Source organism: Pseudoxanthomonas koreensis, assembly GCF_041890415.1.
GTDB lineage: Bacteria > Pseudomonadota > Gammaproteobacteria > Xanthomonadales > Xanthomonadaceae > Pseudoxanthomonas > Pseudoxanthomonas koreensis_A.
Genome location: NZ_CP169056.1, coordinates 839,126 through 860,751 on the forward strand (window position 1 = coordinate 839,126; position 21,626 = coordinate 860,751).

The 21,626-nt window shown below is 68.7% G+C and carries 16 protein-coding genes; 11 read left to right on the forward strand and 5 right to left on the reverse strand.

All coding sequences use genetic code 11. From position 1 onward, the window contains the following. Positions 1 to 123 precede the first annotated feature (123 nt). The 4 genes from dapA (at position 124) to ACEJ41_RS03925 (ending at position 3,340) form a co-directional block, all read left to right on the forward strand. Positions 124 to 1,032 (forward strand): 4-hydroxy-tetrahydrodipicolinate synthase, encoded by a 909-nt coding sequence (dapA, locus tag ACEJ41_RS03910; protein ID WP_374013485.1) that lies wholly within the window; start codon positions 124 to 126, stop codon positions 1,030 to 1,032. 27 nt (positions 1,033 to 1,059) lie between these two features. Beyond that, entirely contained in the window at positions 1,060 to 1,575 is a 516-nt protein-coding gene (locus ACEJ41_RS03915; protein ID WP_374013486.1) for a hypothetical protein, read from the forward strand. A gap of 85 nt (positions 1,576 to 1,660) precedes the next feature. Next, a complete protein-coding gene (locus ACEJ41_RS03920; protein WP_374013487.1) occupies positions 1,661 to 2,530 on the forward strand; it encodes a LytR/AlgR family response regulator transcription factor in 870 nt (289 codons plus the stop codon). 240 nt (positions 2,531 to 2,770) lie between these two features. Further along, positions 2,771 to 3,340 carry a cytochrome b gene (locus ACEJ41_RS03925; RefSeq protein ID WP_374013488.1) on the forward strand — a complete coding sequence of 190 codons (570 nt, stop codon included), beginning with the start codon at positions 2,771 to 2,773 and terminating at the stop codon, positions 3,338 to 3,340. A gap of 55 nt (positions 3,341 to 3,395) precedes the next feature. Here the strand turns inward: ACEJ41_RS03925 and fdxA are convergent, their stop codons facing one another. The 5 genes from fdxA to ACEJ41_RS03950 all read right to left on the reverse strand — a co-directional run bounded on the left by fdxA (position 3,396) and on the right by ACEJ41_RS03950 (position 7,408). Beyond that, positions 3,396 to 3,719 (reverse strand): ferredoxin FdxA, encoded by a 324-nt coding sequence (gene fdxA, locus ACEJ41_RS03930; RefSeq protein ID WP_374013489.1) that lies wholly within the window; start codon positions 3,717 to 3,719, stop codon positions 3,396 to 3,398. A gap of 107 nt (positions 3,720 to 3,826) precedes the next feature. Further along, complete coding sequence (locus ACEJ41_RS03935) at positions 3,827 to 4,714, reverse strand: 2-dehydro-3-deoxygalactonokinase (RefSeq protein ID WP_374013490.1); 888 nt, start codon at positions 4,712 to 4,714, stop codon at positions 3,827 to 3,829. Next, positions 4,711 to 5,637, reverse strand: coding sequence for an SMP-30/gluconolactonase/LRE family protein (locus ACEJ41_RS03940; RefSeq protein WP_374013491.1), 927 nt, complete (start codon positions 5,635 to 5,637; stop codon positions 4,711 to 4,713). The genes ACEJ41_RS03935 and ACEJ41_RS03940 overlap by 4 nt, the downstream gene beginning before the upstream one ends. Continuing rightward, positions 5,631 to 6,779 (reverse strand): galactonate dehydratase, encoded by a 1,149-nt coding sequence (dgoD, locus tag ACEJ41_RS03945; RefSeq protein WP_374013492.1) that lies wholly within the window; start codon positions 6,777 to 6,779, stop codon positions 5,631 to 5,633. Before dgoD ends, ACEJ41_RS03940 begins: the two co-directional genes overlap by 7 nt. Next, entirely contained in the window at positions 6,776 to 7,408 is a 633-nt protein-coding gene (locus ACEJ41_RS03950) for a 2-dehydro-3-deoxy-6-phosphogalactonate aldolase (RefSeq protein WP_374013493.1), read from the reverse strand. Before ACEJ41_RS03950 ends, dgoD begins: the two co-directional genes overlap by 4 nt. A gap of 130 nt (positions 7,409 to 7,538) precedes the next feature. On the opposite strand from ACEJ41_RS03950, the gene ACEJ41_RS03955 reads away from it, so the two are divergent. From ACEJ41_RS03955 to ACEJ41_RS03985, 7 genes are all read left to right on the forward strand, one after another. Continuing rightward, positions 7,539 to 8,498 carry a LysR substrate-binding domain-containing protein gene (locus ACEJ41_RS03955; protein ID WP_374013494.1) on the forward strand — a complete coding sequence of 320 codons (960 nt, stop codon included), beginning with the start codon at positions 7,539 to 7,541 and terminating at the stop codon, positions 8,496 to 8,498. Positions 8,499 to 8,720: 222 nt separating this feature from the next. Further along, positions 8,721 to 9,647, forward strand: coding sequence for a TonB-dependent receptor plug domain-containing protein (locus ACEJ41_RS03960; protein ID WP_374013495.1), 927 nt, complete (start codon positions 8,721 to 8,723; stop codon positions 9,645 to 9,647). Then, positions 9,542 to 11,932, forward strand: coding sequence for a TonB-dependent receptor (locus ACEJ41_RS03965; protein ID WP_374013496.1), 2,391 nt, complete (start codon positions 9,542 to 9,544; stop codon positions 11,930 to 11,932). Before ACEJ41_RS03960 ends, ACEJ41_RS03965 begins: the two co-directional genes overlap by 106 nt. A 624-nt stretch (positions 11,933 to 12,556) precedes the next feature. Beyond that, positions 12,557 to 15,508, forward strand: coding sequence for a TonB-dependent receptor (locus tag ACEJ41_RS03970; RefSeq protein ID WP_374013497.1), 2,952 nt, complete (start codon positions 12,557 to 12,559; stop codon positions 15,506 to 15,508). Between the two features lie 163 nt (positions 15,509 to 15,671). Continuing rightward, complete coding sequence (locus ACEJ41_RS03975; RefSeq protein WP_374013498.1) at positions 15,672 to 17,900, forward strand: WD40/YVTN/BNR-like repeat-containing protein; 2,229 nt, start codon at positions 15,672 to 15,674, stop codon at positions 17,898 to 17,900. Beyond that, positions 17,897 to 19,837 carry a sialate O-acetylesterase gene (locus ACEJ41_RS03980; RefSeq protein WP_374013499.1) on the forward strand — a complete coding sequence of 647 codons (1,941 nt, stop codon included), beginning with the start codon at positions 17,897 to 17,899 and terminating at the stop codon, positions 19,835 to 19,837. The genes ACEJ41_RS03975 and ACEJ41_RS03980 overlap by 4 nt, the downstream gene beginning before the upstream one ends. A 22-nt stretch (positions 19,838 to 19,859) precedes the next feature. Beyond that, entirely contained in the window at positions 19,860 to 21,569 is a 1,710-nt protein-coding gene (locus ACEJ41_RS03985; RefSeq protein ID WP_374013500.1) for a DUF5597 domain-containing protein, read from the forward strand. Positions 21,570 to 21,626: the final 57 nt, after the last annotated feature.

Below are 21,626 nucleotides of genomic sequence, written 5' to 3' on the forward strand. Positions count from 1 at the left end.
GGACGGCGCCCTGCCGCTACGATCAGCATACTTGCCCGTGGTTTCGCGCCGCAAGTATGATCGGATCCCCAGAAACCGGCCCGCGCGACCTGCGCAAGCCGCAGAATCTAGAGCGAATCCGCTTTGCATCCGTCCGGCCTGATCACCGCGCTTGCGACCCCGTTCGACGAGGCCGGCGCACTGGACCACGACGCCTGGCGCCGGCTGCTTGAATGGCAGTTGGCCGCCGGCGTGCAGGGCGTGGTCGTGGCCGGCTCCACCGGCGAGGCGGCGATGCTCGACGACGGCGAATACGACCTCCTGCTGCGCACGGCAGTGGAAATCGTGGCCGGCCGGGTGCCGGTGCTGGCCGGCACCGGCCTGTCCGGCACCGCCCGCACCATTGCCCAGACCCGGCGCGCGGCCGCGTGCGGCGCCGATGCGGCGCTGGTGGTGGCACCGCCGTACGTGCGCCCCGGCCAGGCCGGCCTGCTGGCCCATTACCGCGCCGTGGCCACGCAGGGTGGGTTGCCGGTGGTGCTTTACAACGTTCCGGTGCGCACCGGCTGCGACCTGCTGCCGGAGACGGTGGCCGAGCTGGCCACGCACGAGCACATCGTCGGCATCAAGGAAGCGGTGTCCGACCCGGCGCGCATGGCCGCGCTGCTGGCCCTGCGTGGTCCGCGGTTCAGCGTGCTGTGCGGCGACGACGGCAGCGGCGCGCGCGCGATGCTGGCCGGTGCCGACGGCCTGGTCTCGGTGGCCTCGAACGCCGCGCCCGGCGCCTGCCGCCGCCTGTGCGACCTTGCGCGTGGCGGCGATGTCGCCGGTACCGGCGAATGGGACGGGCGGCTGGCACCGCTGCATGCGTTCTGCGCGGTGGAGCCCAATCCGATCCCGGTCAAGGCGCTGCTGCAGCGCCAGGGCTACGGCCATGGCCTGCGCCTGCCATTGCTGTCATTGTCTGCCGCGCACCATGCCGAGGCGGCGCGCATCTGCGCGCTGGTGCGCGAGCTTGAATCACACACTGGCTGCGAACCGCTCGCAGCCTGACCCGAACCTTTCCGGAGACCCCTGCCGATGTCCCTGACTTCACGCCTCGCCCGCGCATCCACGATCGCGCTGCTGGCCGTCACCGCAGCCGCGGTGCTGGGCGGCTGTTCCTGGTTCCGCAAGGGCGCAAAGGGTGACTACGCGCTCAGCCAGGAGCAGCGGCCGCTGGAAGTGCCGCCGGATCTCACCCTGCCCGATACCTCCGGCGCGATGGGGCTGCCGTCGGCAGGTGGTGCCGCCGCGCGTCCGGTGGCGGCCGCGCCGGCGCCGTCGGCCAGCGGGTTCACCGTGGCGGGCACCCGTGACCAGGTCTTCGAGCAGGTCGGCACCGCGCTGGGCGGCATCGACGGGCTGACCATCGCCACCCGTGCGCAGTTGCTGGGCAGTTATGACGTGGCTTACCAGGGCAGCGACTTCCTGGTCCGGGTCACCCAGGTCGAGGGTGGCGCATACGTGTCGGCCGTCGATCCGCGTGGCCTGCCGGCCACCGACGCGGCTGCGCTGCAGTTGATCGCGGCGCTGCAGGCGGCGCTGGCGCGCTGAGTCCTGCGGGCGGCGCACGCGCCTGGCAGGGCGCGTGCCGCTTGCCGATGGAGTGTACGGCCCGGCACCGGGCCATCGTGACGGGATGTTCGCCATGCAGCAGACAGCAGGCCGGATGTCGTCGACCCTGTGGTCCGATTGCAGGGCATCCCTGGTCGGATGGGGCGCCTACATCGGTGTGGTGGTCGGCTATTGCGCGCTGTACACGATCTTTGTCGAGGCCGCGCAGGTCGATCTGATGCAGGCGGCGGCCTGGCCGCTGCGCGAATGGGGCGGCTGGCTGGCGCTCACGCCGCTGGTGTGTGCCGGCCTGCGCGCGCTGCATGCGGCATCCCCGGGGCGGCGGGCAATGGCCTGTCGGTATGTACTGCTGGGTGGTGGCGCCCTCGTCGTCACCCTCGGCTGCCGGGTCGGGCTCGACGTCCTGGATGGCGCCCACCCGGTGTCCAGCCTCGTCTATTTCCTCCCCCGGCATGCCGCCGCCCTGGCCCTGGTGGTCCTGGCCTGGCACGTCCTGGGCCGCCGCGGACGTGACGTTCCACCTGTATCGCCGTCCGTGGCGCAGCCACCCGGGCCCGCCCCCGGGATCGCTCCCGATGATGCGCTGCCGATGCCCGGGACCTTGCTGGTGTCGCAAGGCCGGCAGGAACGGCTCATCCAGGTGCGGGACATCGACGTGGTCAGTGCCGCGGGCAATTATGTGGATATCCGCTGCGGCGACACCACGTACCTCTTGCGCGCCTCGCTCACCCAGCTGGAGCAGGCATTGCCGCCCGGGCATTTCGTGCGGGTCCACCGCTCCCACCTGGTCAACGTGGCATCGATCGCGCACATGAGCCGCACCGCGGCGGGCAACGGGCAGGTACGGGTGCGCGGCGGCCATGAGGTGCCCATGAGCAAGAAATACCGCGCGTTGCTGAAGGCGTCCTGCACGATTCCTGCAGCCGACGCCTGATCCGGCCCCGCGTTCCGCCAGCCGGCCCGCACCCAGCCCCGCCGTACACCACCCACCCCGCATCACGCATCACGCGCGGGCGCCACGGCGCGCACGTCCCGGCGTCCCGGCAGGCGGACATCCGTCCCGCCATCCGGACACTCGCGTCAGCGCGATTGAGTCCGTTCTCCATGCCTGCTCGAGTGGTCCGGCCGGCTTCCACCGGCAGCGGGCTGCCACGTCTTGTGCAGGAACATCCAGATGGAGGAAATCGCCGTGGACCACACCCATGCATTCAGTAGGAAAACCGTTTGGCTGCACTGGCTGGTTGCCGTCGTGATGTTGCCCATGCTGGCCATCGGCATCTACATGTCGCTGGCCGAGGCCTATGGCCTGTATGACATCCACAAATCCATCGGCCTGCTGGCACTGCCGCTGTTGGCGGCCCGCGCGGCATGGCGGTTGCGGCAGGGGTGGCCACGGCCGCTGGGGCGGTACCGGGCCAGCGAGCGCTGGCTGGCCAAGGCCATCCACTGGTGCCTGCTGCTCGGTACGCTGGCCCTGCCGCTCAGCGGAATGCTCTACTCTGCGGCCAGCGGCCACGGGTTCGGGATTTTCGGGGTGACCCTGGTGCCGGCCAACCAGGATCCGTCCGATCCTGATGCAGTGATTCCCTACAGCCAGTTGCTGTCCGTGCTGGGCGAGACCGCACACGAATGGGTTGGCTACGGGCTGGTCGTGATCCTGCTGCTGCACGTGGCGGGCGCGCTGAAGCACCACCTGGTCGACAGGGACGGGACCCTGCGCCGCATGCTGGGCCGGCACGTGTGAGCGGCGCCGTGTCGCTCACCCGTTCATGCAGGGGCGCGCGGCAACTGGCGTCCCGTCAGCGTTCCAGGTGCTTGAGCTTGTCCGGCTTGCCGTCCCACTCCTCGGCTTCGGGCAGCGGTTCCTTGCGCGTGGTGATCACCGGCCAGGCCTTGGACAATTCGGCGTTGAGCGCGGCAAAGCCTTCCTGGCCGGCCGGCACGTCGTCCTCGGGATAGATCGCGTTGACCGGGCACTCCGGCTCGCACAGGGTGCAGTCGATGCACTCGTCCGGATCGATCACCAGGAAGTTCGGGCCTTCGTGGAAGCAGTCCACCGGGCACACCTCCACGCAGTCGGTGTACTTGCACTTGATGCAGTTTTCGGTGACGACGAAGGGCATGGATACAAACCACGGAAACGCGGGGACAGAGGCTATATTCTAATCCAGCGCCCGCTCCAGCGCCCTGTTGTGCCTTTGCGCAAGGCGCCAGGGCCTTGCGGCCGCAGTCAGAGCCCGCGTGCGCGTGCCAGCAGGTGCATGCCCGTGGCCGCCAGTTCTTCCGGGTGGCGCTGCACGCCCACGCCCAGCGTCGCAAGTGCACGGGCGTAGCGCTCCAGCAGTGCGTCACTGCCCAGCAGGTGCACGGCCACGCCGGCATGGCTGGCCAGTTCTGCACGCAGTTCGTGGCCGATCAGCAGGCCGGACAGGTAGGACGGCAGGGCGTCGGTGGCGAAGCGTTCGAACAGCGCGGCCGTGCGCACGCCGAACAGGTCCTGGAGCAGGCCGTGACCGGCGCCGCCATCGTCCAAGCCGGCGTCGAACGCGGCAGCATCCAGTGCCGGCTCGTGTTCGGGCATGGTCCGGCCCAGGATGCTGTGCCGGCGCAGCAGGCCGTACAGTTCGCCGGTCATGGCGGTGGAGATGCGCACGATGCTGCCGTCCTGCACCTGCACCCACTTGCTGTGGGTGCCCGGCAGGCACAGGTGGTGGGTGCCCGGGCCCAGGGTGTCCAGCAGGCCGGCGATCTGGGTTTCCTCGCCACGCATCACGTCCACGGCCTCGCGGCCGCGGTCGGCCATGCCGGGCACGCACCACAGCGCGTGTCCGGCCAGCGGCGCATCCGCATCCAGCCGGCGCATCCCGGCGGCCAGCGCACCGATGCCGGCAGGGCAGTCGATGTAGGGCATCTCGATCCAGCCGCCGCGCGCGCCGATCATGCCGCTCAGCACGACCAGGCGCTCGCTCCATCCCTCGATCAGGCCGCCCAGTACCTGGGAAAAGCGGCCGTGGCTGGCCAGTGCGCCGTCATTGCTGCGGCGGTGCTCGATGATCCGGCCGCCTGCATCCAGGCGATAGGCGCGCAGGCTGCTGCCGCCCCAGTCGACTGCAATCACGGAGCGGCCACCCTGCTTTCTTCCAGGCCCAGCGGCTCGCCCAGCGCAAGCGCGTACAGGCTGCCGGAGTGCGGATACTGCGCACGCGCATCGTCGCCCAGCCCCTGCGGCGAGGTGATCACGTAGAGCGTATCCAGGCCGGGGCCGCCGATGGTGCAGCACGAGGGTTGCGGTACCGGCATCGGCACGATCCGGTCGCGGCTGCCATCGGCGCGGTAGCGCACGACCCGTGCGCCGCCCCATTGCGCGTTCCACAGCCCGCCCTGTGCATCCAGCGTCGAACCGTCCGGGCTTGCGCCCGGATGGTCATCCACCTGTGCGAACACGCGGGCGTCGTGCACCTGCGCGGTGTCGGGGTCATAGCCGGCGCACAGGATCTGCTGGCGTACCGAGTCGCAGTAATAGAGGGTGCGGCCATCGGCGGAAAAGCAGATGGAGTTGGGGATGGCCACGCCCGGCAGTGGCAGCCGGCGCAGGCCGTGGCGGAAGGAGAACTGGTAGAAGGCGCCGGTCGGTGCGTGTTCCGGATGCTCGTTCATGGTGCCGAACACGAAATTGCCGTGGCGGTCGGCACGGCCGTCGTTGCTGCGGGTATGCGCAAGCTCCGGTTCGACCGGCGCCAGGTGGCGCAGTGGCAGTTCGTTGCCGTCCAGGCCGGCGTCCAGGTCGGCCAGGTACAGGCCCTTGGCCAGTGCCAGCAGCACGCTGCCATCCTCGACCAGGCCCAGGCATCCGGGTCGATCGGGTAGCGGCCACTGGCGGGTGAGGCCGTCACCAGGGCGATGCAGCCACAGCTGCGCGCCATCGATGTCCACCCACAACAGCAACTGCCGCCGCGCGCACCAGACCACCCCTTCGCCATGCGCACAGCGCGAGTCGACGATGATGCGGGGCACGGACTGGGACATGGGGACTCCTACCATTCGGCGATGCTGCCGTCTGCGTGGCGCCAGACCGGGTTGCGCCAGTCCGGCGGGTTGCGATGGGCCTGGATCAGGCGTTCCTCGTCGATCTCCACGCCCAGGCCGGGGCCGGGCAGGGCGGCGATGTGGCCATTGTGGCAGGCGAAGTCATCCTTGTTGAGCACATAGTCGAGCAGGTCGGCGCCCTGGTTGTAGTGGATGCCGATGCTCTGCTCCTGCAGCATCGCGTTGTGCGAGGCGAAGTCCACCTGCAGGCAGGCGGCCAGCGCCACCGGGCCAAGCGGGCAGTGCGGTGCCAGGGCCACGTCGTGGGCCTCGGCCATCGCCGCGATCTTCATGCACTCGGTGATGCCGCCGGCGTGGGACAGGTCCGGCTGCAGGATCGTCAGGCCACCGGCGGCGAGCACCGGCTTGAAATCAAAGCGCGAGTACATGCGTTCGCCGGCCGCCAGCGGGATCATGCTGGCCGCGGCCAGGCGCGGGTAGTACTCGGCCTGCTCCGGCAGGACCGGCTCTTCCACGAACAGCGGGCGGAACGGCTCCAGTGCTCGCAGCAGCGCCGGCGCCATCGGTGCGCCGACCCGGCCGTGGAAGTCGATGCCGAAATCGACGGTGTCGCCGAACGCCTCGCGCACCGCCGCCACCCGGGCCACTGCCGCATCGATCATGCGCGGGCTGTCCACCAGGCGCATTTCCGCGGTTGCGTTGAACTTGAAGGTGTCGAAGCCCTGTGCGCGGGCGTGGGCGATCTGCTCGACCAGTTCGGCCGGCCGGTCGCCGCCGACCCAGCGGTAGGTCTTCATGCTGTCGCGCACCAGGCCCCCGAGCAGCTGGTACACCGGCACGCCCAGGGCCTTGCCCTTGATGTCCCACAGGGCCTGGTCGATGCCGGCGATGGCGCTCATCAGCACCGGCCCGCCCCGGTAGAAGCCGGCGCGGTAGAGGGTCTGCCACAGGTCGTTGATGCGTGCCGGGTCCTTGCCGACCAGGTAGCCGGCCAGCTCGTGCACCGCGGCCTGGACCGTGCGGGCGCGGCCCTCGATCACCGGCTCGCCCCAGCCGCTGATGCCCTCGTCGGTTTCGATTTTCAGGAACAACCAGCGCGGCGCGGCGTGGTACGTGGTCAGGCGGGTGATCTTCATGCAGGGCGGTCTTCAAGGGCCTGGCGGAACGCGCGTGCGTTCGCGCCGGTGGTGTCGGGGGGCTGGCCGGGCCGGTAGAGTTCGCCACCGATGCCGGCACCGTCGGCGCCGCTGGCCAGCCACTGCGGCAGCGAGGCGGGCGTCACGCCACCGACGACGAACAGCGGCACGTCCTTCGGCAGCACTGCGCGCAGCGCGCGCACATGCCCGGGGCCATAGCTGGCAGCGGGGAACAGCTTGAGCATCTGCGCGCCGGCGTCCAGCGCGGCGAAGGCTTCGCTGGCGGTGGCAAAGCCGGCGACCACCTGCATCCGCGCGGCCACCGCATGCCGGATCAGCACCGGATCGGTATGCGGGGTGACGATGAAGCGCGCGCCCAGCGCATGCAGGGTGTCCACCTGGGCGGCGCGGCGGACGGTGCCGCCGCCGATCCAGGCGCTGCCGCCGTGGGCCTGCACCGCACGCCCGATGCTGTCCTCCCACGCCGGGGAGTTCAGCGGGATCTCGATGGCGTCGTAACCCCCGGCCACCAGCCGGCCGACGTGCTCGACCGCCTCGCCGGGGCCGATGCCGCGCAGGATCGCGATCAACGGAAGGCGGAACGGGGAGCGGGGGAGGGCTTGAGTCATGACGGGCCTGTTGGGAGTGCGAGCGGTGCCCATCGCGGGGCCGGACGATGCCAAGCGTCGCGTGTAGGATGTATATTTGGAAATGAAATTTCTACCCTGATCTATTCTTATGCGGAATACAGGAGCGACAATGGAGCAAACCACCGTCGGTGCGCACTGGTCCAACCCTTCCCGGCTCAAGACCAGGCACCTGATGCTGCTGCTGCATCTGGACGAGCAGGGCTCGGTGCTGCGCGCGGCCGAGGCCGCGCGGATGACCCAGCCGGCCGCCTCCAAGCTGCTGGCGGAGATGGAAGCCCTGCTCGACGTGCAGTTGTTCGATCGCCACGCACGCGGCGTGCAGCCGACCTGGTACGGCCAGGTGCTGATCCGGCGCGCGCGCAGTGCGCTGCTGGAAATCAGCCGCGCGCAGGAGGAGATCGCGGCGCTGCGTGATGGGCACCTGGGCCAGGCGTCCATCGGCACCGTGGTCAACCCGGGCACCAATTTGGTCCCGCAGGCGGTGGCCGAGATCAAGAAGAGCCATCCGGACATCCTTATAAGGGTGGACATGGATTACAGCCGGCCGCTGGTGGCCCGGCTGCTGGATGGTCGCCTTGACCTGGTGGTGGGGCGGGTCATGGACCCGCAGGGTGGCATCGACCTGGAATTCGAGCCCCTGTCCGACGAGCCGCATTGGGCCATCGTCCGCCACGGCCATCCGCTGGCGGCGCAGAAGCGGGTGCGGCATGCCGACCTGGTGGACCACGGCTGGATCATGCCGCCCCCGGACAGCGTGTTGCGCACCCGGCTGGAGACGATGTTCCTGGAGCGCGGCCTGCAGGCACCGCGCAACGTGGTGGAGACCTCGTCGCTGCCGGTGATGATCAACCTGCTGCGGGCCAGCGACCTGGTCACCGCCCTGCCGCTGGAGGCCGTTGCGCCCTACGTGGAGACCCGGCAGCTGGCGGTGCTGAAGCTGGAACTGGGGGTCGGGATGGAGTCGTTCGGCATCATCCGCCGGCGCGGGCACCAGCTCTCCCCGGCGGCCCGCAAGGTGCTGGAGGCGCTGCGTTCGGTGGCCCGTCGGCTGTATGCGCGACAGCGGTAATCAATCCCGTTGTCGTTATCGTTTTCTATATACGTTCCGGGATACCCGCAAGTCCGGAAATTCATTGACAAGGGTCACGCCTCCACCTAACGTCCGGAACGGGTAACAGACCGTCCGGTACGTGCCTGATAACGATATACCGCTCCGGGAGGGGTGGGTGCCCTGGTCCCGGCCGCCATGTGGAACGAGCCGTTTTTTTACTCTTTTGGGAGAGCAGCAGTAATGACGAAGTATCCCGTTCGTGCCGCAGGGGGCGGCACTGCGTCCAGTTTCCACCGATCCACGCTCGCAGTCGGCGTGGCGCTTGCCCTGGCGGCCGGTGGCGTGTACGCGCAGGAAACCTCCGAAACCAGTGCGACATCCTCCAATGAAGCAGTAGAGCTGGAGACCGTCCAGGTCACCGGCCTGCGCGGAAGCCTGATGCGCGCGCAGGACCTCAAGCAGGATGCCGAGCAGATCATCGACTCGGTCACCGCCCAGGACATCGGCGCGATGCCGGACCGCAGCGTCACCGAGACCCTGAAGCGCGTCTCGGGCGTCACCGTCACCGGCTTCGCCGCGCGCGACGATACGGACCACTTCTCGGCAGAAGGCAGCGGCGTGATGATCCGCGGCCTGACCTTCGTGCGCGGCGAGCTCAACGGCCGCGACGTGTTCAGCGCCAACGGCGGCCGCGGCATCAGCTTCGAGGAAGTGTCCGCCGACCTGATGGCCGGCGTGGACGTGTACAAGAATCCGTCGGCCGAAATCATCGAAGGCGGCCTGGGCGGCACGGTCAACCTGCGCACCCGCAAGCCCTTCGACGAGCCGGGCCGCAAGATCGCCGGCAGCCTCGACTACAACTACGGCGACAAGGCCAGGGACGCGCGTCCGTCGGCCTCGTTCCTGTTCAGCGATCGCTGGGACACCGGCGTCGGCGAGATCGGCTTCCTGGCCAACGTTTCGTACTCGGAGCTGGCCACCCAGTCCGATGGCATCCAGATCCAGCCGTACTCCCGCCGCGGCCGCAAGCCGGCCGAGCAGCCCGAGGGCGGCGAGGGTGGTTGGCCTACGACTGGGAGCAGGGCAGCTGGCAGCCGAACGACGGCCAGCGTGATGCACTGCTGGAGGGGACCGACCGCGACCACGTGTTCATCCCCGGCGGCATGAACTGGCGCCGCACCGACTTCGACCGCACCCGCCAGGGTGGTGCCTTCGCATTCCAGTGGCGCCCGAACGAAAACACCGAAATCTATACCCAGGCCATCACCTCCAAGTACGACCTGGAGTGGCGCGAGCACTTCATGGAGTTCGCCGGCGCCGGTGAAGCCAACAACACGGCCAACTGGAACGGCGACGTCAACTGGTTCGACGAAGCCTGGGACGGCGCCAGCGGCCTGGCCGACAAGACCAACAAGCTGGTTCCCATGCCGGGCACCACGTTCGTGTATGACCAGAACGGCCGCTTCCTGAAGGGCACGCCGCGAGTTGGTGGCTGGCGCGGCACGCCGGACGATCCGCCGACCATGAACCAGAGCGGAGGCCTGCAGTTTGCGCTGGGCAACCGCCGCAACGTTCAGACCTCGCGTACCACCGACTGGTCTGCCGGCTTCCGCCATTACCTCACCGACGACCTGATCGTGCGCGGCGACTTCCAGTACGTGAAGTCCGAGAGCGAGCAGGTGGACTTCTCGGTCCACACCTCCTCCCTGGTGGAGGGGCTCACCATGGACCTCACCGGCAAGTACCCGTCGATGACCCTGGCCGATCCGTCCGTCCTGCAGGATCAGAGCCGTTACTTCTGGCGTTCGGCGATGGACCACCTGGCCGACAACGTAGGCCGCGAGCGTGCCGGTCGCCTGGACCTGGAATACAACTTCCCGGACAGCGACTGGTGGCGCCTGGTGCGCTTCGGCGTGCGCGTGGCCGACCGCAGCTATACCAGCTACTCGACCATCTACAACTGGGCAGTGATCAGCGACGAGTGGAACAAGATCGACAATCCGGACCAGAGCCGGCCGCCAGTGGCCTGGCTGGATCAGTATTACAGCAACCAATCCCAGCTCTATACGCTGAAGGACTTCTTCGGCGGCAAGGCCAACGTCCCGACCCAGTTCTGGGCGGCGCAGGATCCCTTCGTGGACATCGCCAAGGTGCGCGACACCCTGGCGACGATTCCGGGCCGGGCCGCCGGTACGCGCGGCGAAAGTGACGAGGGAGTCCCGGGTGCGCAGTGGGAGCCGGTCAGCTACGAGCCTGATGCCATCAACGATCAGCAGGAGCGCACGCAGGCGGGCTACGGCATCCTGTACTTCGAGAACCACGACCGCTTCGGCGTGCCGGTCGACGGCAACATCGGCGTGCGCGTGGTCAAGACCAGCGTCAAGACCCTCGGCGGCGGCCTGATGCCGGACATGACCTCCGGTTACCAGGACGTCCTGGATCCGGCGGTGCGCGAGGCGTTCTACGGCCAGGCGTTCCAGAGCCAGGTCAGCACCACGTATACCGACGTGCTGCCCAGCCTGAACGTGCGGGTGCGCTTCGACCACGGTCTGCAGTGGCGCTTCGCCGCGTCCAAGGCCATCGCCCGTCCCGAGTTCCGCCTGATGCAGAACTGGATCACGCTGGGCGCCAGCGCGGGCGGCTGTGCACAGGCCATGACCGACGGCTTGCGCGACAAGGCCGACCTGTGCAGCTTCGATGACCTGAGCTACAGCGGCGGCGGCGGCAACCCGGCGCTCAAGCCGATGCGTGCGGACCAGTTCGACACCGCGCTGGAGTGGTATTTCGGACCGGCCAACAGCCTGTACCTGACCCTGTTCCGCAAGGACGTGAAGGACTACTTCGCCACCTCGCTGGGCAACGAGGTCATCAATGGTCAGGTGTACCAGATGACCCGTACCCGCAACCTGGATGAAGGCAAGATCCGCGGCTTCGAAGTCGGCTACTCGCAGTTCTTCGACTTCCTGCCCGGCTTCGGCATCCAGGCCAACTACACCTACGTCGACAGCAAGGGCGGCACCAACGTGGACATCAGCCCGCCGGCTGATGGCGTGGATACCATCCCGCGCGTCGTGCCGCTGGACCTGCCGCTGGAAGGCCTGTCCAAGCGCAGCTACAACGTGATGGGCATCTTCGAGCGTGGCCCGGTGTCGGTGCGGCTTGCCTACAACTGGCGTTCGCGTTACCTGCTCACCAGCAGCGACGTGATGCCGGCCATGCAGCAGCCGGTGTGGAACGATGACTACGGTCAGCTGGACGGTTCGATCTTCTACAACATCAACTCGAACATCCAGGTCGGCCTGCAGGCCAACAACCTGACCAACGCCACCACCGAACTGCTGATGGGTCCGCGTGGCTACACCCGTGACGGATTCATGGACAACACGCTGTACAAGCGTGCCTGGTTCGAGAATGACCGCCGTTACGCGCTGGTGCTGCGCGCCAACTGGTAAAAGCTGACAAGCAGTGTGTTCCAGGGCCCGCGCGGGAAACCGCGCGGGCCTTTTCTTTGGTTCTTCCCTCCGGGTGAAGGGCATCGCTTCACGCCGCCCCGGTCATCGGCCGGTCCGAAAACCCGGACACCGGAGTTGTAGGAGCCGGCCTTGCCGGCGACCGCGGTCCGGTGTGATGTGACGTGGTGCGTGGACGTACGGGTGTTGCCGGTGTCTGGCTTCGGACGGGCCTGTCGCCCGGCCAGACGCCGTCCGTCGGCGCATCGATGGCGTGCCTTCGTTTTTGTAGGAGCCGGTCTTGCCGGCGACCGCGGCCCCGGGCGGCCGGTCGCCGGCAAGGCCGGCTCCTGCAGCAAGGAGGCCGTTCCTTCCGCACTTAGCTATTCCCAATAAACATAGATTCTGGCGGATATTTTATTGGAACGACATAGCGTGGATGACTAAGCTGCTGCCAGCACTGGCCCGCGCAGGTAGTGCTGAGGCTGGGATCCGGCAACGACGCCTTCAGCCACGTCGTTGCGATGTATCGATACCAAGACAAGGGGCGGTGCCCGCAACGGCGCATCGCCTGACCAGAAAACCAGGGGGCCGCCGCTCCCGTTGCATGTCCTGGGAGGGAACGCAATGTCCACGCAGCACAACCGTAGTACCGCTCCGGCCTACCGGGTGCCAGTGCCCGGCCACGACCGCCGCTTCAAGCACAGCGCGCTGGCGCTGGGGGTTGCCCTCATGCTCGCCGCGCCGGCCCATGCCCAGGACGCGGCCGCCGCGAAGGCCGTGACCGAACTGGACGAGATTGTCGTCACCGGCATCCGCGGCTCGGTCTACAAGGCCCAGGACATCAAGCGCGATGCCGACACCTTCGTCGATTCGGTCACCGCGCTCGACATCGGCGCGCTGCCGGACCGCAGCGTCACCGAAACCCTGTCGCGCATTCCCGGCGTGACCATCGACCGCTTCCTCTCGGTCGGCGACCCGGAGCATTTTTCGGCCGAGGGCAACGGCGTGGCCGTGCGCGGCCTGACCCAGGTCCGTTCCGAGCTCAATGGCCGCGACAGCTTCTCCGCCTCCGGCGGCCGTGCGCTGAGCTTCCAGGACGTGCCGTCCGAGCTGATGGCCGGCGTGGACGTGTACAAGAACCAGAAGGCCGACATGATCGAGGGCGGCCTGGGTGGTTCGGTCGACCTGCGCACCTTCATGCCGTTCGACTTCCCGGGCCGCAAGCTGGGCGTGTCCTTCAGCGTCAACCAGGGCGACTTTGCCGAGAAGCTGCAGCCTTCGGCGTCGGCCTTATTCAGTGACCGCTGGGAGACCGGTGCCGGCGAGTTCGGCATCCTGGTGGACGTGGCGCGTTCGGACCTGTCCACCCGCACCGACGGCATGTTCGTGCGGCCGTTCTTCAAGACATCCAATACCGACCTGGACGGCGATGGCAGCAACGAGGAACTGTGGCTGCCGCGCGGCGCGGACTGGCGCACCCTGGAGTACGAGCGCGAGCGCGAAGGCGCCTACATCGCCATGCAGTGGCGCCCGAACGACCGCCTGGACCTGTTCGCCACCGCGTTCCAGAGCAAGTACGACGAACTGTGGTTCGAGGACGCGATCTTCGTTTCCAACGACCCCACCCAGGTCGCGCTCGACGCGAGCCAGCCCTACGCGCTCGACGGCAACGTGTTCCGTTCGGGCCGGCTGCGGTCCAGTGGCGACATCCCGATGGGCACGGACATCCGCGCCTCGCATCGCCAGTCCAAGACCAGCGACTACTCGCTCGGCCTGAAGTGGCTGGCCAGCGAGCGCACCGAGGTATCCACCGAGCTGCAGTTCATCAAGGCCGACACCCGGGTCCTGGATTCGACCGTGTCGCTGGGCGTGAACGTGCCCTATATCGACATCGCCCTGGGCAACGGCCTGCCATCCATCGGCATCGACCAGCAGTTCACCACCAACCCCGGCAATTACTACTGGGGCTTCACCATGGACCACCGCGACGACAACCAGGCCGAAGAAGTGGCCTGGCGCGCGGACCTCAAGCACAGCTTCGACAACGGCTTCTTCTCCTCGTTCAAGGCCGGCGTGCGGGTGACCGACCGCGATGCCACCAGCATCGATACCGGGTACGACTGGCAGCCGGTGATCCAGACGTGGATGCAGTGGTGGGCCCTGCCAGGCGACCAGCCGCTGCCCGGGCTGGACCTCAACGGCACGGTCAACTCGGGCCTGGTGAACCTGCAGGCGTTCGACAATTTCTACCGTGGCGATGCCAACACCCCGGGTGCGTTCTACTCGCCGGTGCTGGCCACCGCGCTCGGCTTCCCGGGCAGCTACCAGGACATCCACAGCGCGGCCGACCCGTACTACACCTGCTGCTACGCCGGGGTATACGCGCCGCGCCTGATGAGCGACCCGCAGTGGGGCAACGTGCAGAGCGAGCGCACCTACGCCGCCTACGCGATGTTGAACTTCGCCGCCGAGTCGGCGCCGATCAGCGGCAACTTCGGCGTGCGCGTGGTCCGCACCGAGAACCAGGCCGACGGCTTCCTGGTGTACCCGAACCAGCCCTATGCGCCGTACCTGGGCAACGGCAATTCCGAGGCGATCAGCGCCAGCAACAGCTATACCGACGTGCTGCCCAGCGTGAACGTGAAGTGGGAGCCGGTCAGCAACCTGGTCATGCGCTTCGCCGCGTCCAAGGCCATCGCCCGCCCGAACTTCAGCGACATGCAGGCCTACCAGATGCTGGGTGTGGGCACCAAGCCCGGGATCACGCCTCCCGAGGACGGCAGCAGCCTGCCGCTGGGCGACCTGGACCTGACCGGCGACTCGTACGACAACCCGTACCTGACCCCGATGAAGGCCAACCAGTTCGACCTGTCGCTGGAGTGGTACTTCGACCCCGATCACGGCGGCATGGCCTGGATCAACCTGTTCCACAAGGACGTCAAGGACTACTTCCGCCGGCAGACCCAACTGGAGTCCTACCCGGGACTGGACGGCAATTCGTACAACTACCTGGTCACCCGCCCGGTGAACGTGGGCACGGCCCGGATCCAGGGCGCGGAAATCGGCTGGAACCAGTTCTTCGACTTCCTGCCCGGCCCGCTCAGCGGCCTGGGCATGTCGGCCAACTACACCTGGATCGACAGTTCGACCGACGTGCCGAACGACCCGACCGTGCTGCCGACCGACACCGATGGTTCGAGCTTTGGCCAGTTGCCGGCCGATGGCCTGTCCGAGCACTCCTACAACCTGGCCGTGTTCTACGAGAAGGGCCCGTGGCAGGTCCGGTTCGCCTACAACTGGCGCAGCGAGTACCTGCTGTCGGTCGGGCCGAACGGCTACAACGGCGGCGACGGCGGCATCGCCTGGAAGCTGCCGGTGTACAGCGACGATTACGGCCAGCTGGATGGTTCGATCTTCTACCGGCTCAGCGACAACGTGCAGATCGGCCTGGAGATGAACAACCTCAACAATGCCGAGCAGCGCACGATCATGGACCAGAACGCGGCCGGGCGCCGGGTAACTTCCTGGTACGTGAACGACCGCCGGTACGCGGCGACCATCCGCTTCACGTTCTGAGGTCGATACCACCTCGACCTGTAACGTTCCCGCGGGGAAGCATGGAGGCGCACGGCTGCAGGGCCGTGCGTTTCCATGCGTCCTTCCGGCGCCGGCCCGCCTTTCTCCCCGGGGCGGCCGGTGCCGGGGGACACCATCCGCAGCAACCATGGGGGAGCAGTGCATGATCGGCATTGCAATCACGCGGCACGGCTCCGGCGCAGGCCGCTTCGCATGCGGTGTGTTGCTGGCGCTGGCGCTGGCCGGCAGCGCCTGGGCCGCGCGGGTGCCGGAGCAGGCCTACCGCTGGCACAACGTCGCCATCGGCGGCGGCGGCTTCGTCACCGGCATCGAATTCCACCCGGCCGAACCTGGCCTGGCCTATGCGCGCACCGACGTGGGCGGCGCCTACCGCTGGGATGCGGCGCAGCGGCGCTGGGTCCCGCTGACCGACTGGATCGGCCACGCCGACGCCAACCTGGCCGGGATCGAAAGCGTGGCCCTGGATCCGTCCGATCCACAGCGCGTCTACCTGGCCGCCGGCACCTACACCCACGAGCATGCCGGCAACGGCGCGATCCTGCGCTCGGCCGACCGTGGCGCCACCTTCCAGCGCAGCGACCTGCCGTTCAAGCTCGGCGCCAACGAACTGGCGCGCGGCAACGGCGAACGCCTGGCGGTGGATCCGAACGATGGCCGGGTACTGTTCCTGGGCTCACGTGCGCATGGCCTGTGGCGCAGCGAGGACCACGGCGTGCGCTGGAAGCGGGTGGCCGACTTCCCGGCCCTGGCCACGGCTGAATCGGCCAGTGCCAGCAACTGGAAGAAGCAGGCCATCGGCATCGTCTTCGTCGTGTTCGACCCGGCCAGCGGCCAGGCTGGCGCGCCCACGCCGGTGGTGTACGCGGGCGTGTCCAGCCGCGAGGGCGGGCTGGTGCGTTCGGCCGATGCCGGCCGCACCTGGCAGGCCGTGCCCGGCCAGCCCACGGGGCTGCGGCCCAACCACATGGTTGGCGATGGCCGTGGCGACTTCCTGCTCAGCTACGGCGACGAGCCGGGCCCGGACAGCATGAAGGACGGCGCGGTGTGGCGTTACTCGCCGGCCAGCGGCACCTGGCGCCAGATCACGCCCCGGCCCGGCGACGGGCAGCGCGACGGTTTCGGCTGGGGCGCGGTGGCGGTGGATGCGTCCAACCCCGACGTGCTCGTGGCCACCACCTTCAACCGCTGGGCGCCCGGTGACGAGGTCTACCGCAGCACCGATGGCGGCGCGAACTGGACGCCGGTGCTGGCGCGTTCGCGGTTGGACCATTCCACCGCACCGTGGACCGCGCAGGCGCGGCCGCACTGGCTGGCCGACATCGAGATCGACCCGCACGACCCGGACCGGGTGCTGTTCGTCACCGGCTACGGCATCTGGGCTTCGCGCAACATGGGCGCGCTGGAGCGCGGCGGACAGGTGGAGTGGACCTTCGAGGTGGCCGGCCTGGACGAGACCGTGCCGCTGGACCTGGTCAGCCCGCCGCAGGGCGCGCCGCTGGTCAGCGGCCTGGGCGACCTCGACGGCTTCCGCCACGACGTCCTGGACGCGGCCACGGTGCAGTTCGAGGGCCCGCGCTACAGCAATACCGAAAGCCTGGACTACGCCGGCCAGCAACCGCAGGTACTGGTGCGCAGCGGTCACCTGCATGGCGATGACCATGCGCTGGTGCGGGCGGCGTACTCGCGCGATGGCGGCGCCACCTGGAGTGCCTTCGCCAAGGAGCCGCCGGATGGCAAGGGCGCCGGGCAGATCGCGCTGTCGGCCGACGGCACCCGGGTGATCTGGAAGCCACGTGACGGCAGCCACTGGCTGACCGATGCCTTCGGCGCGCGCTGGCAGAAGGTGCGCGGCCTGCCCGCCTCGGCGGTGGTGGCAGCCGACCGGGTGGAGCCGGCGCTGTGGTACGGATTCGATCCGGTCAGCGGGCAGCTGCATGTCAGCGGCGACGGCGGGGTGGCGTTCGAGGCCACCCAGGGAGGCGTGGGCACGATCGGCGACTGGTTCGCTGCTGAACTGCTGCCCTCTACGCAGGCCAGCGGGGTGGTGTACTTCGCCGCTTCCTGGCGCGGGATGATGCGCTGGAGCGCGGGCCGGCTGGAGCGCCTGGGCACGATCGAGAACGCGTTCGCCGCCGGCCTGGGCGCGCCCGCGCCGGGGCGCACGACGCCGGCGCTGTTCGTGTTCGGCCAGGCCGATGGCCAGGTGGGCCTGTACCGTTCCGACGACGATGGCCGCCGCTGGAAGCGGATCGACGATCCGATGCACCGGTTCGGCAGCGTGCGTATGCTCACCGGCGATGCGCGCGTCCCGGGACGCGTATACCTGGCCACCTCCGGCCGCGGCGTGATCTACGGAGACCCCGAACCATGAAACACCGCTTTGCCGTCCTCGTCCTGGCATGGCTGGCCATGCCCCTGGCCGCGCTGGCCTCGCCCGCGCTGGAACTGCCGCTGCTGTTTTCCGATGGCGCGGTGCTGCAGCGCGACCGCCCGCTGCCTGTGTGGGGTACGGCCACGCCGGGCGCCCGGGTGCAGGTGGAGTTCGATGGCAGCAGCGTGCAGGCCACGGCCGGCGCGGATGGGCACTGGTCGCTGCAACTGCCGGCGCATGGTGCCGGTGGACCCTACGTGCTGACGGTGCGGGCCGGGGGCCAGGAGCGGCGGATCGACGACGTGCTGGTCGGCGAGGTCTGGCTGGCCTCGGGGCAGTCGAACATGGAATGGCCGGTGGCGCAGACCCTGCACGCGCAGGACGACATCGCCTCGGCCGGCGACCCGCAGCTGCGCCATTTCAAGGTGCCCAAGTCCTGGGCCGAGGCGCCGCGCACGCAGTTGGAAGGCGGCCAATGGCAGGCGGCCAGTACAGCCACGGTGGGCGGGTTCTCCGCGGCCGGCTATGCCTTCGCACGCGAGCTGCGACGCACCTTGCATGTGCCGGTGGGCATCATCGACAGCACCTGGGGCGGCAGTTCGATCGAGACGTGGATGGATGCCGGGATGCTGGGACTGGATGCGGCCGCGCTGCAGGCGAAGATGCGCGAGCGCCGTGCGGCAGAGGCCAAGGTCGAGGCGGAAGTGCGCCAGCGGGTTGCGGCGTGGGAGCCGGTGGATCCGGCGTCCGACGCGTTCGCGGCCACCGCGCTGGACACCTCCCACTGGGCGCCGATCGCGGTGCCCGCACCCTGGGAGGCACAGGGGTATGCCGGCATGGATGGCGTGGCCTGGTACCGGACCAGCTTCGAACTGAGCCAGGCCGAGGCTGCCGCCGGCATCACCCTGGGGGTGGGCCAGATCGACGATACCGACACCACCTGGGTCAATGGCCAGCAGGTTGGCAGCACCGTCAACGCCTACAGCAAGCCGCGGGTCTATGCGGTGCCCGCGTCCGCGCTGCGTGCCGGCACCAACGTGCTTGCGGTGCGGGTGCAGGACGATGGCGGTGGTGGCGGCATCATGGGTACCCCGGATGAGATCTTCGTGCAGCCGGCCGCGGGCCAGGCGCGTGCGCTGCAGGGCCCGTGGCAGTTCCGCACCGCCCAGGTGCGCGTGTCGATGCAGGATGGCAAGAACCAGGTCGACACCTTGCTGTACAACGCGATGCTGCATCCGCTGCAGCCCTATGCGCTGGCCGGGGCGATCTGGTACCAGGGCGAAACCAATGCCAGCGAGCATGGTGCATACCGTTACCGCGACCAGTTCCGGTCCATGATCGAAGGCTGGCGCGCGGGGTTCCGCACACCGGAACTGCCGTTCCTGTGGGTGCAGCTGGCCCCGTTCCATTCCGGCAATGACCGCCTGGATGCCAGCGGCCGGGTGCTGGACAGCCCGTGGGCCACCCTGCGCGAGTCGCAGTCGGCCACGCTGGCACTGCCGGGTACCGGCCAGGTCGTGATCACCGATGCGGGCGATACCCACGACATCCATCCGCGCGACAAGCGCACCGTTGGCCAACGCCTGGCGCGGATCGCGCAGCACATGGTGTACGGCCAGCAGGATGTGGCCTGGACCGGGCCGGTGTTCCGCCGCGCGCAGGTGCGCGGGCAGGACGTTGTCCTGCACTTCGACCACGCCGGCGGCGCCCTGGCCGCGCGCGGCGGCGGTGCCCTGGCGGGTTTCGAACTGGCGGGCGCCGACGGCCTGTTCCACCCGGCGCAAGCACGGGTCGAAGGCGACACCGTGGTGGTGCAGTCTGAAGCGGTACATGCGCCGGTGATGGCGCGCTATGGCTGGAGCGATGACCCGCAGGCCGCCAACCTGGTTGGCCGCGATGGGCTTCCGGCGTCGCCGTTCCGCACCGCCGAGTGGTGAACCGATGCATGGAGAGGACGCGATGACGTACCGGGGTTTGCGGCGCAGTGCCTGGAATGGTTTGGCCACGTTGCTGGCATTGCTGCTGGTTGCGTGCGGTGGCGAGGTTGCGTCGCAGGCCGATCATGCAGCCGACGACGCGGCCGTCGCCGCGACGGCGGCACGCACGAACGACGCAGCCCCGGCCGACAGTGCCGCGCCGATCCCGCAGGTGGTCACCCGCGATGGCCGCCATGCACTGCTGGTGGATGGCGCGCCGTTCCTGATGCTTGGTGCCCAGGTCAACAACTCCAGCAACTGGCCGCAGGCGCTGGAGGATGTATGGCCGGCGATTGCGGTGGTGAAGCCGAACACAGTGATGGTGCCGGTGGCCTGGGAGCAGGTGGAGCCGGAAGAGGGAAGCTTCGACTTCTCCTTCGTCGATACCCTTCTGGCGCAGGCGCGCGAGCACGATGTGCGCCTGGTCCTGCTGTGGTTCGCGACCTGGAAGAACAATGCCCCGCACTACGCGCCGGCCTGGGTGAAGCTGGACAACGCCCGCTTCCCGCGCGTGGTCACTGCCGACGGGCGCACGCTCAATTCGCTGTCGCCGCACGGGCAGGAAACCCTGGAAGCGGACCGCAAGGCCTTCGTGCAACTGATGCGGCATTTGAAGGCCAACGACCCCCAGCGCACCGTGATCATGGTCCAGCCGCAGAACGAGCCGGGCACCTACGGCAGCGTGCGCGACTTCTCGCCGCTGGCGCAGGCGGTGTTCGAAGGCCCGGTGCCGCAGGCGCTGGTCGAAAAACTCGGGCGCCAGCCCGGCACCTGGCGGCAGGTGTTCGGCGCCGATGCCGACGAGTACTTCCACGCCTGGCACATCGCCCACTTCATCGACCAGGTGGCACAGGCGGGCAAGGCCGAGTATCCGCTGCCGATGCTGGTCAACGCGGCGCTGCGCGGTCCGTTCAACCCCGGCCAGCCCGGCCAGTACGCCAGCGGCGGGCCGACCGACAACGTGCTGGACATCTACAAGGCCGCAGCGCCGCACATCGACCTGCTGGCGCCGGACATCTACATGCCCGAGTACGGCCACTACACCACGGTGCTGAAGCGCTACGCGCGGCCGGACAACCCGCTGTTCGTGGCCGAGACCGGCAACCGCGCCGAATACGCGCGCTACTTCTTCTCCGCGCTCGGTCACCAGGCCATCGGCTGGTCGCCGTTCGGCATCGATTTTTCCAGCTACAGCAACTGGCCGCTCGGTGCCAGGGTGGTGAGCCCGGAGACGCTGGAGGATTTCGCCCTGAACTACCGGCTGGTTGGCCCGGCCGCGCGGGTGATCGCCCAGGCCAGCTTCGAGGGCAAGGTGCGCGGGACCGCCGAGCAACCCGGGCAGCCTGTGCAGACCCTGAAGATCGACGACCGCTGGAACATGGTGGTCACCTATGGCGTGCCGCAGTTCTGGTTCCAGGGCACCCCGCCGGGCAACCCGGAGCCGGTCGGGCGCGCGCTGGTGGTGCAACTGGGGCCGGACGAGTTCCTGGTCACCGGCGCGCATGCGCGGATCAACATCAATGCGGCCGACCCGGCCATCGCCGAACGCCAGATCTACGAGTACGTGGACGAGGGCACCTACGTGGATGGCCAGTGGCAGTTCCGGCGGCGCTGGAACGGCGACCAGACCGACTACGGCCTCAATTTTTCCGATGCCACCCGGTTGTTGCGGGTGAAGATGGCCCACTACTGATGCATGCCGGCGCGAGCCGGCACCGACAGACACACGGGCGCCGACCTGAGGCGCCGC

Excerpts from the sequence above, each read along its gene's own strand:
- ACEJ41_RS03950 (WP_374013493.1), bottom strand. The coding sequence starts at position 7,408 with ATGACTCAAGCCCTCCCCCGCTCCCCGTTCCGCCTTCCGTTGATCGCG.
- ACEJ41_RS03975 (WP_374013498.1), top strand. The coding sequence starts at position 15,672 with ATGATCGGCATTGCAATCACGCGGCACGGCTCCGGCGCAGGCCGCTTC.
- ACEJ41_RS03980 (WP_374013499.1), top strand. The coding sequence starts at position 17,897 with ATGAAACACCGCTTTGCCGTCCTCGTCCTGGCATGGCTGGCCATGCCC.
- ACEJ41_RS03940 (WP_374013491.1), bottom strand. The coding sequence starts at position 5,637 with ATGGTAGGAGTCCCCATGTCCCAGTCCGTGCCCCGCATCATCGTCGAC.
- ACEJ41_RS03925 (WP_374013488.1), top strand. The coding sequence starts at position 2,771 with ATGGAGGAAATCGCCGTGGACCACACCCATGCATTCAGTAGGAAAACC.
- ACEJ41_RS03955 (WP_374013494.1), top strand. The coding sequence starts at position 7,539 with ATGGAGCAAACCACCGTCGGTGCGCACTGGTCCAACCCTTCCCGGCTC.
- ACEJ41_RS03920 (WP_374013487.1), top strand. The coding sequence starts at position 1,661 with ATGTTCGCCATGCAGCAGACAGCAGGCCGGATGTCGTCGACCCTGTGG.
- ACEJ41_RS03960 (WP_374013495.1), top strand. The coding sequence starts at position 8,721 with ATGACGAAGTATCCCGTTCGTGCCGCAGGGGGCGGCACTGCGTCCAGT.
- ACEJ41_RS03985 (WP_374013500.1), top strand. The coding sequence starts at position 19,860 with ATGACGTACCGGGGTTTGCGGCGCAGTGCCTGGAATGGTTTGGCCACG.
- ACEJ41_RS03915 (WP_374013486.1), top strand. The coding sequence starts at position 1,060 with ATGTCCCTGACTTCACGCCTCGCCCGCGCATCCACGATCGCGCTGCTG.
- dgoD (WP_374013492.1), bottom strand. The coding sequence starts at position 6,779 with ATGAAGATCACCCGCCTGACCACGTACCACGCCGCGCCGCGCTGGTTG.
- fdxA (WP_374013489.1), bottom strand. The coding sequence starts at position 3,719 with ATGCCCTTCGTCGTCACCGAAAACTGCATCAAGTGCAAGTACACCGAC.
- ACEJ41_RS03970 (WP_374013497.1), top strand. The coding sequence starts at position 12,557 with ATGTCCACGCAGCACAACCGTAGTACCGCTCCGGCCTACCGGGTGCCA.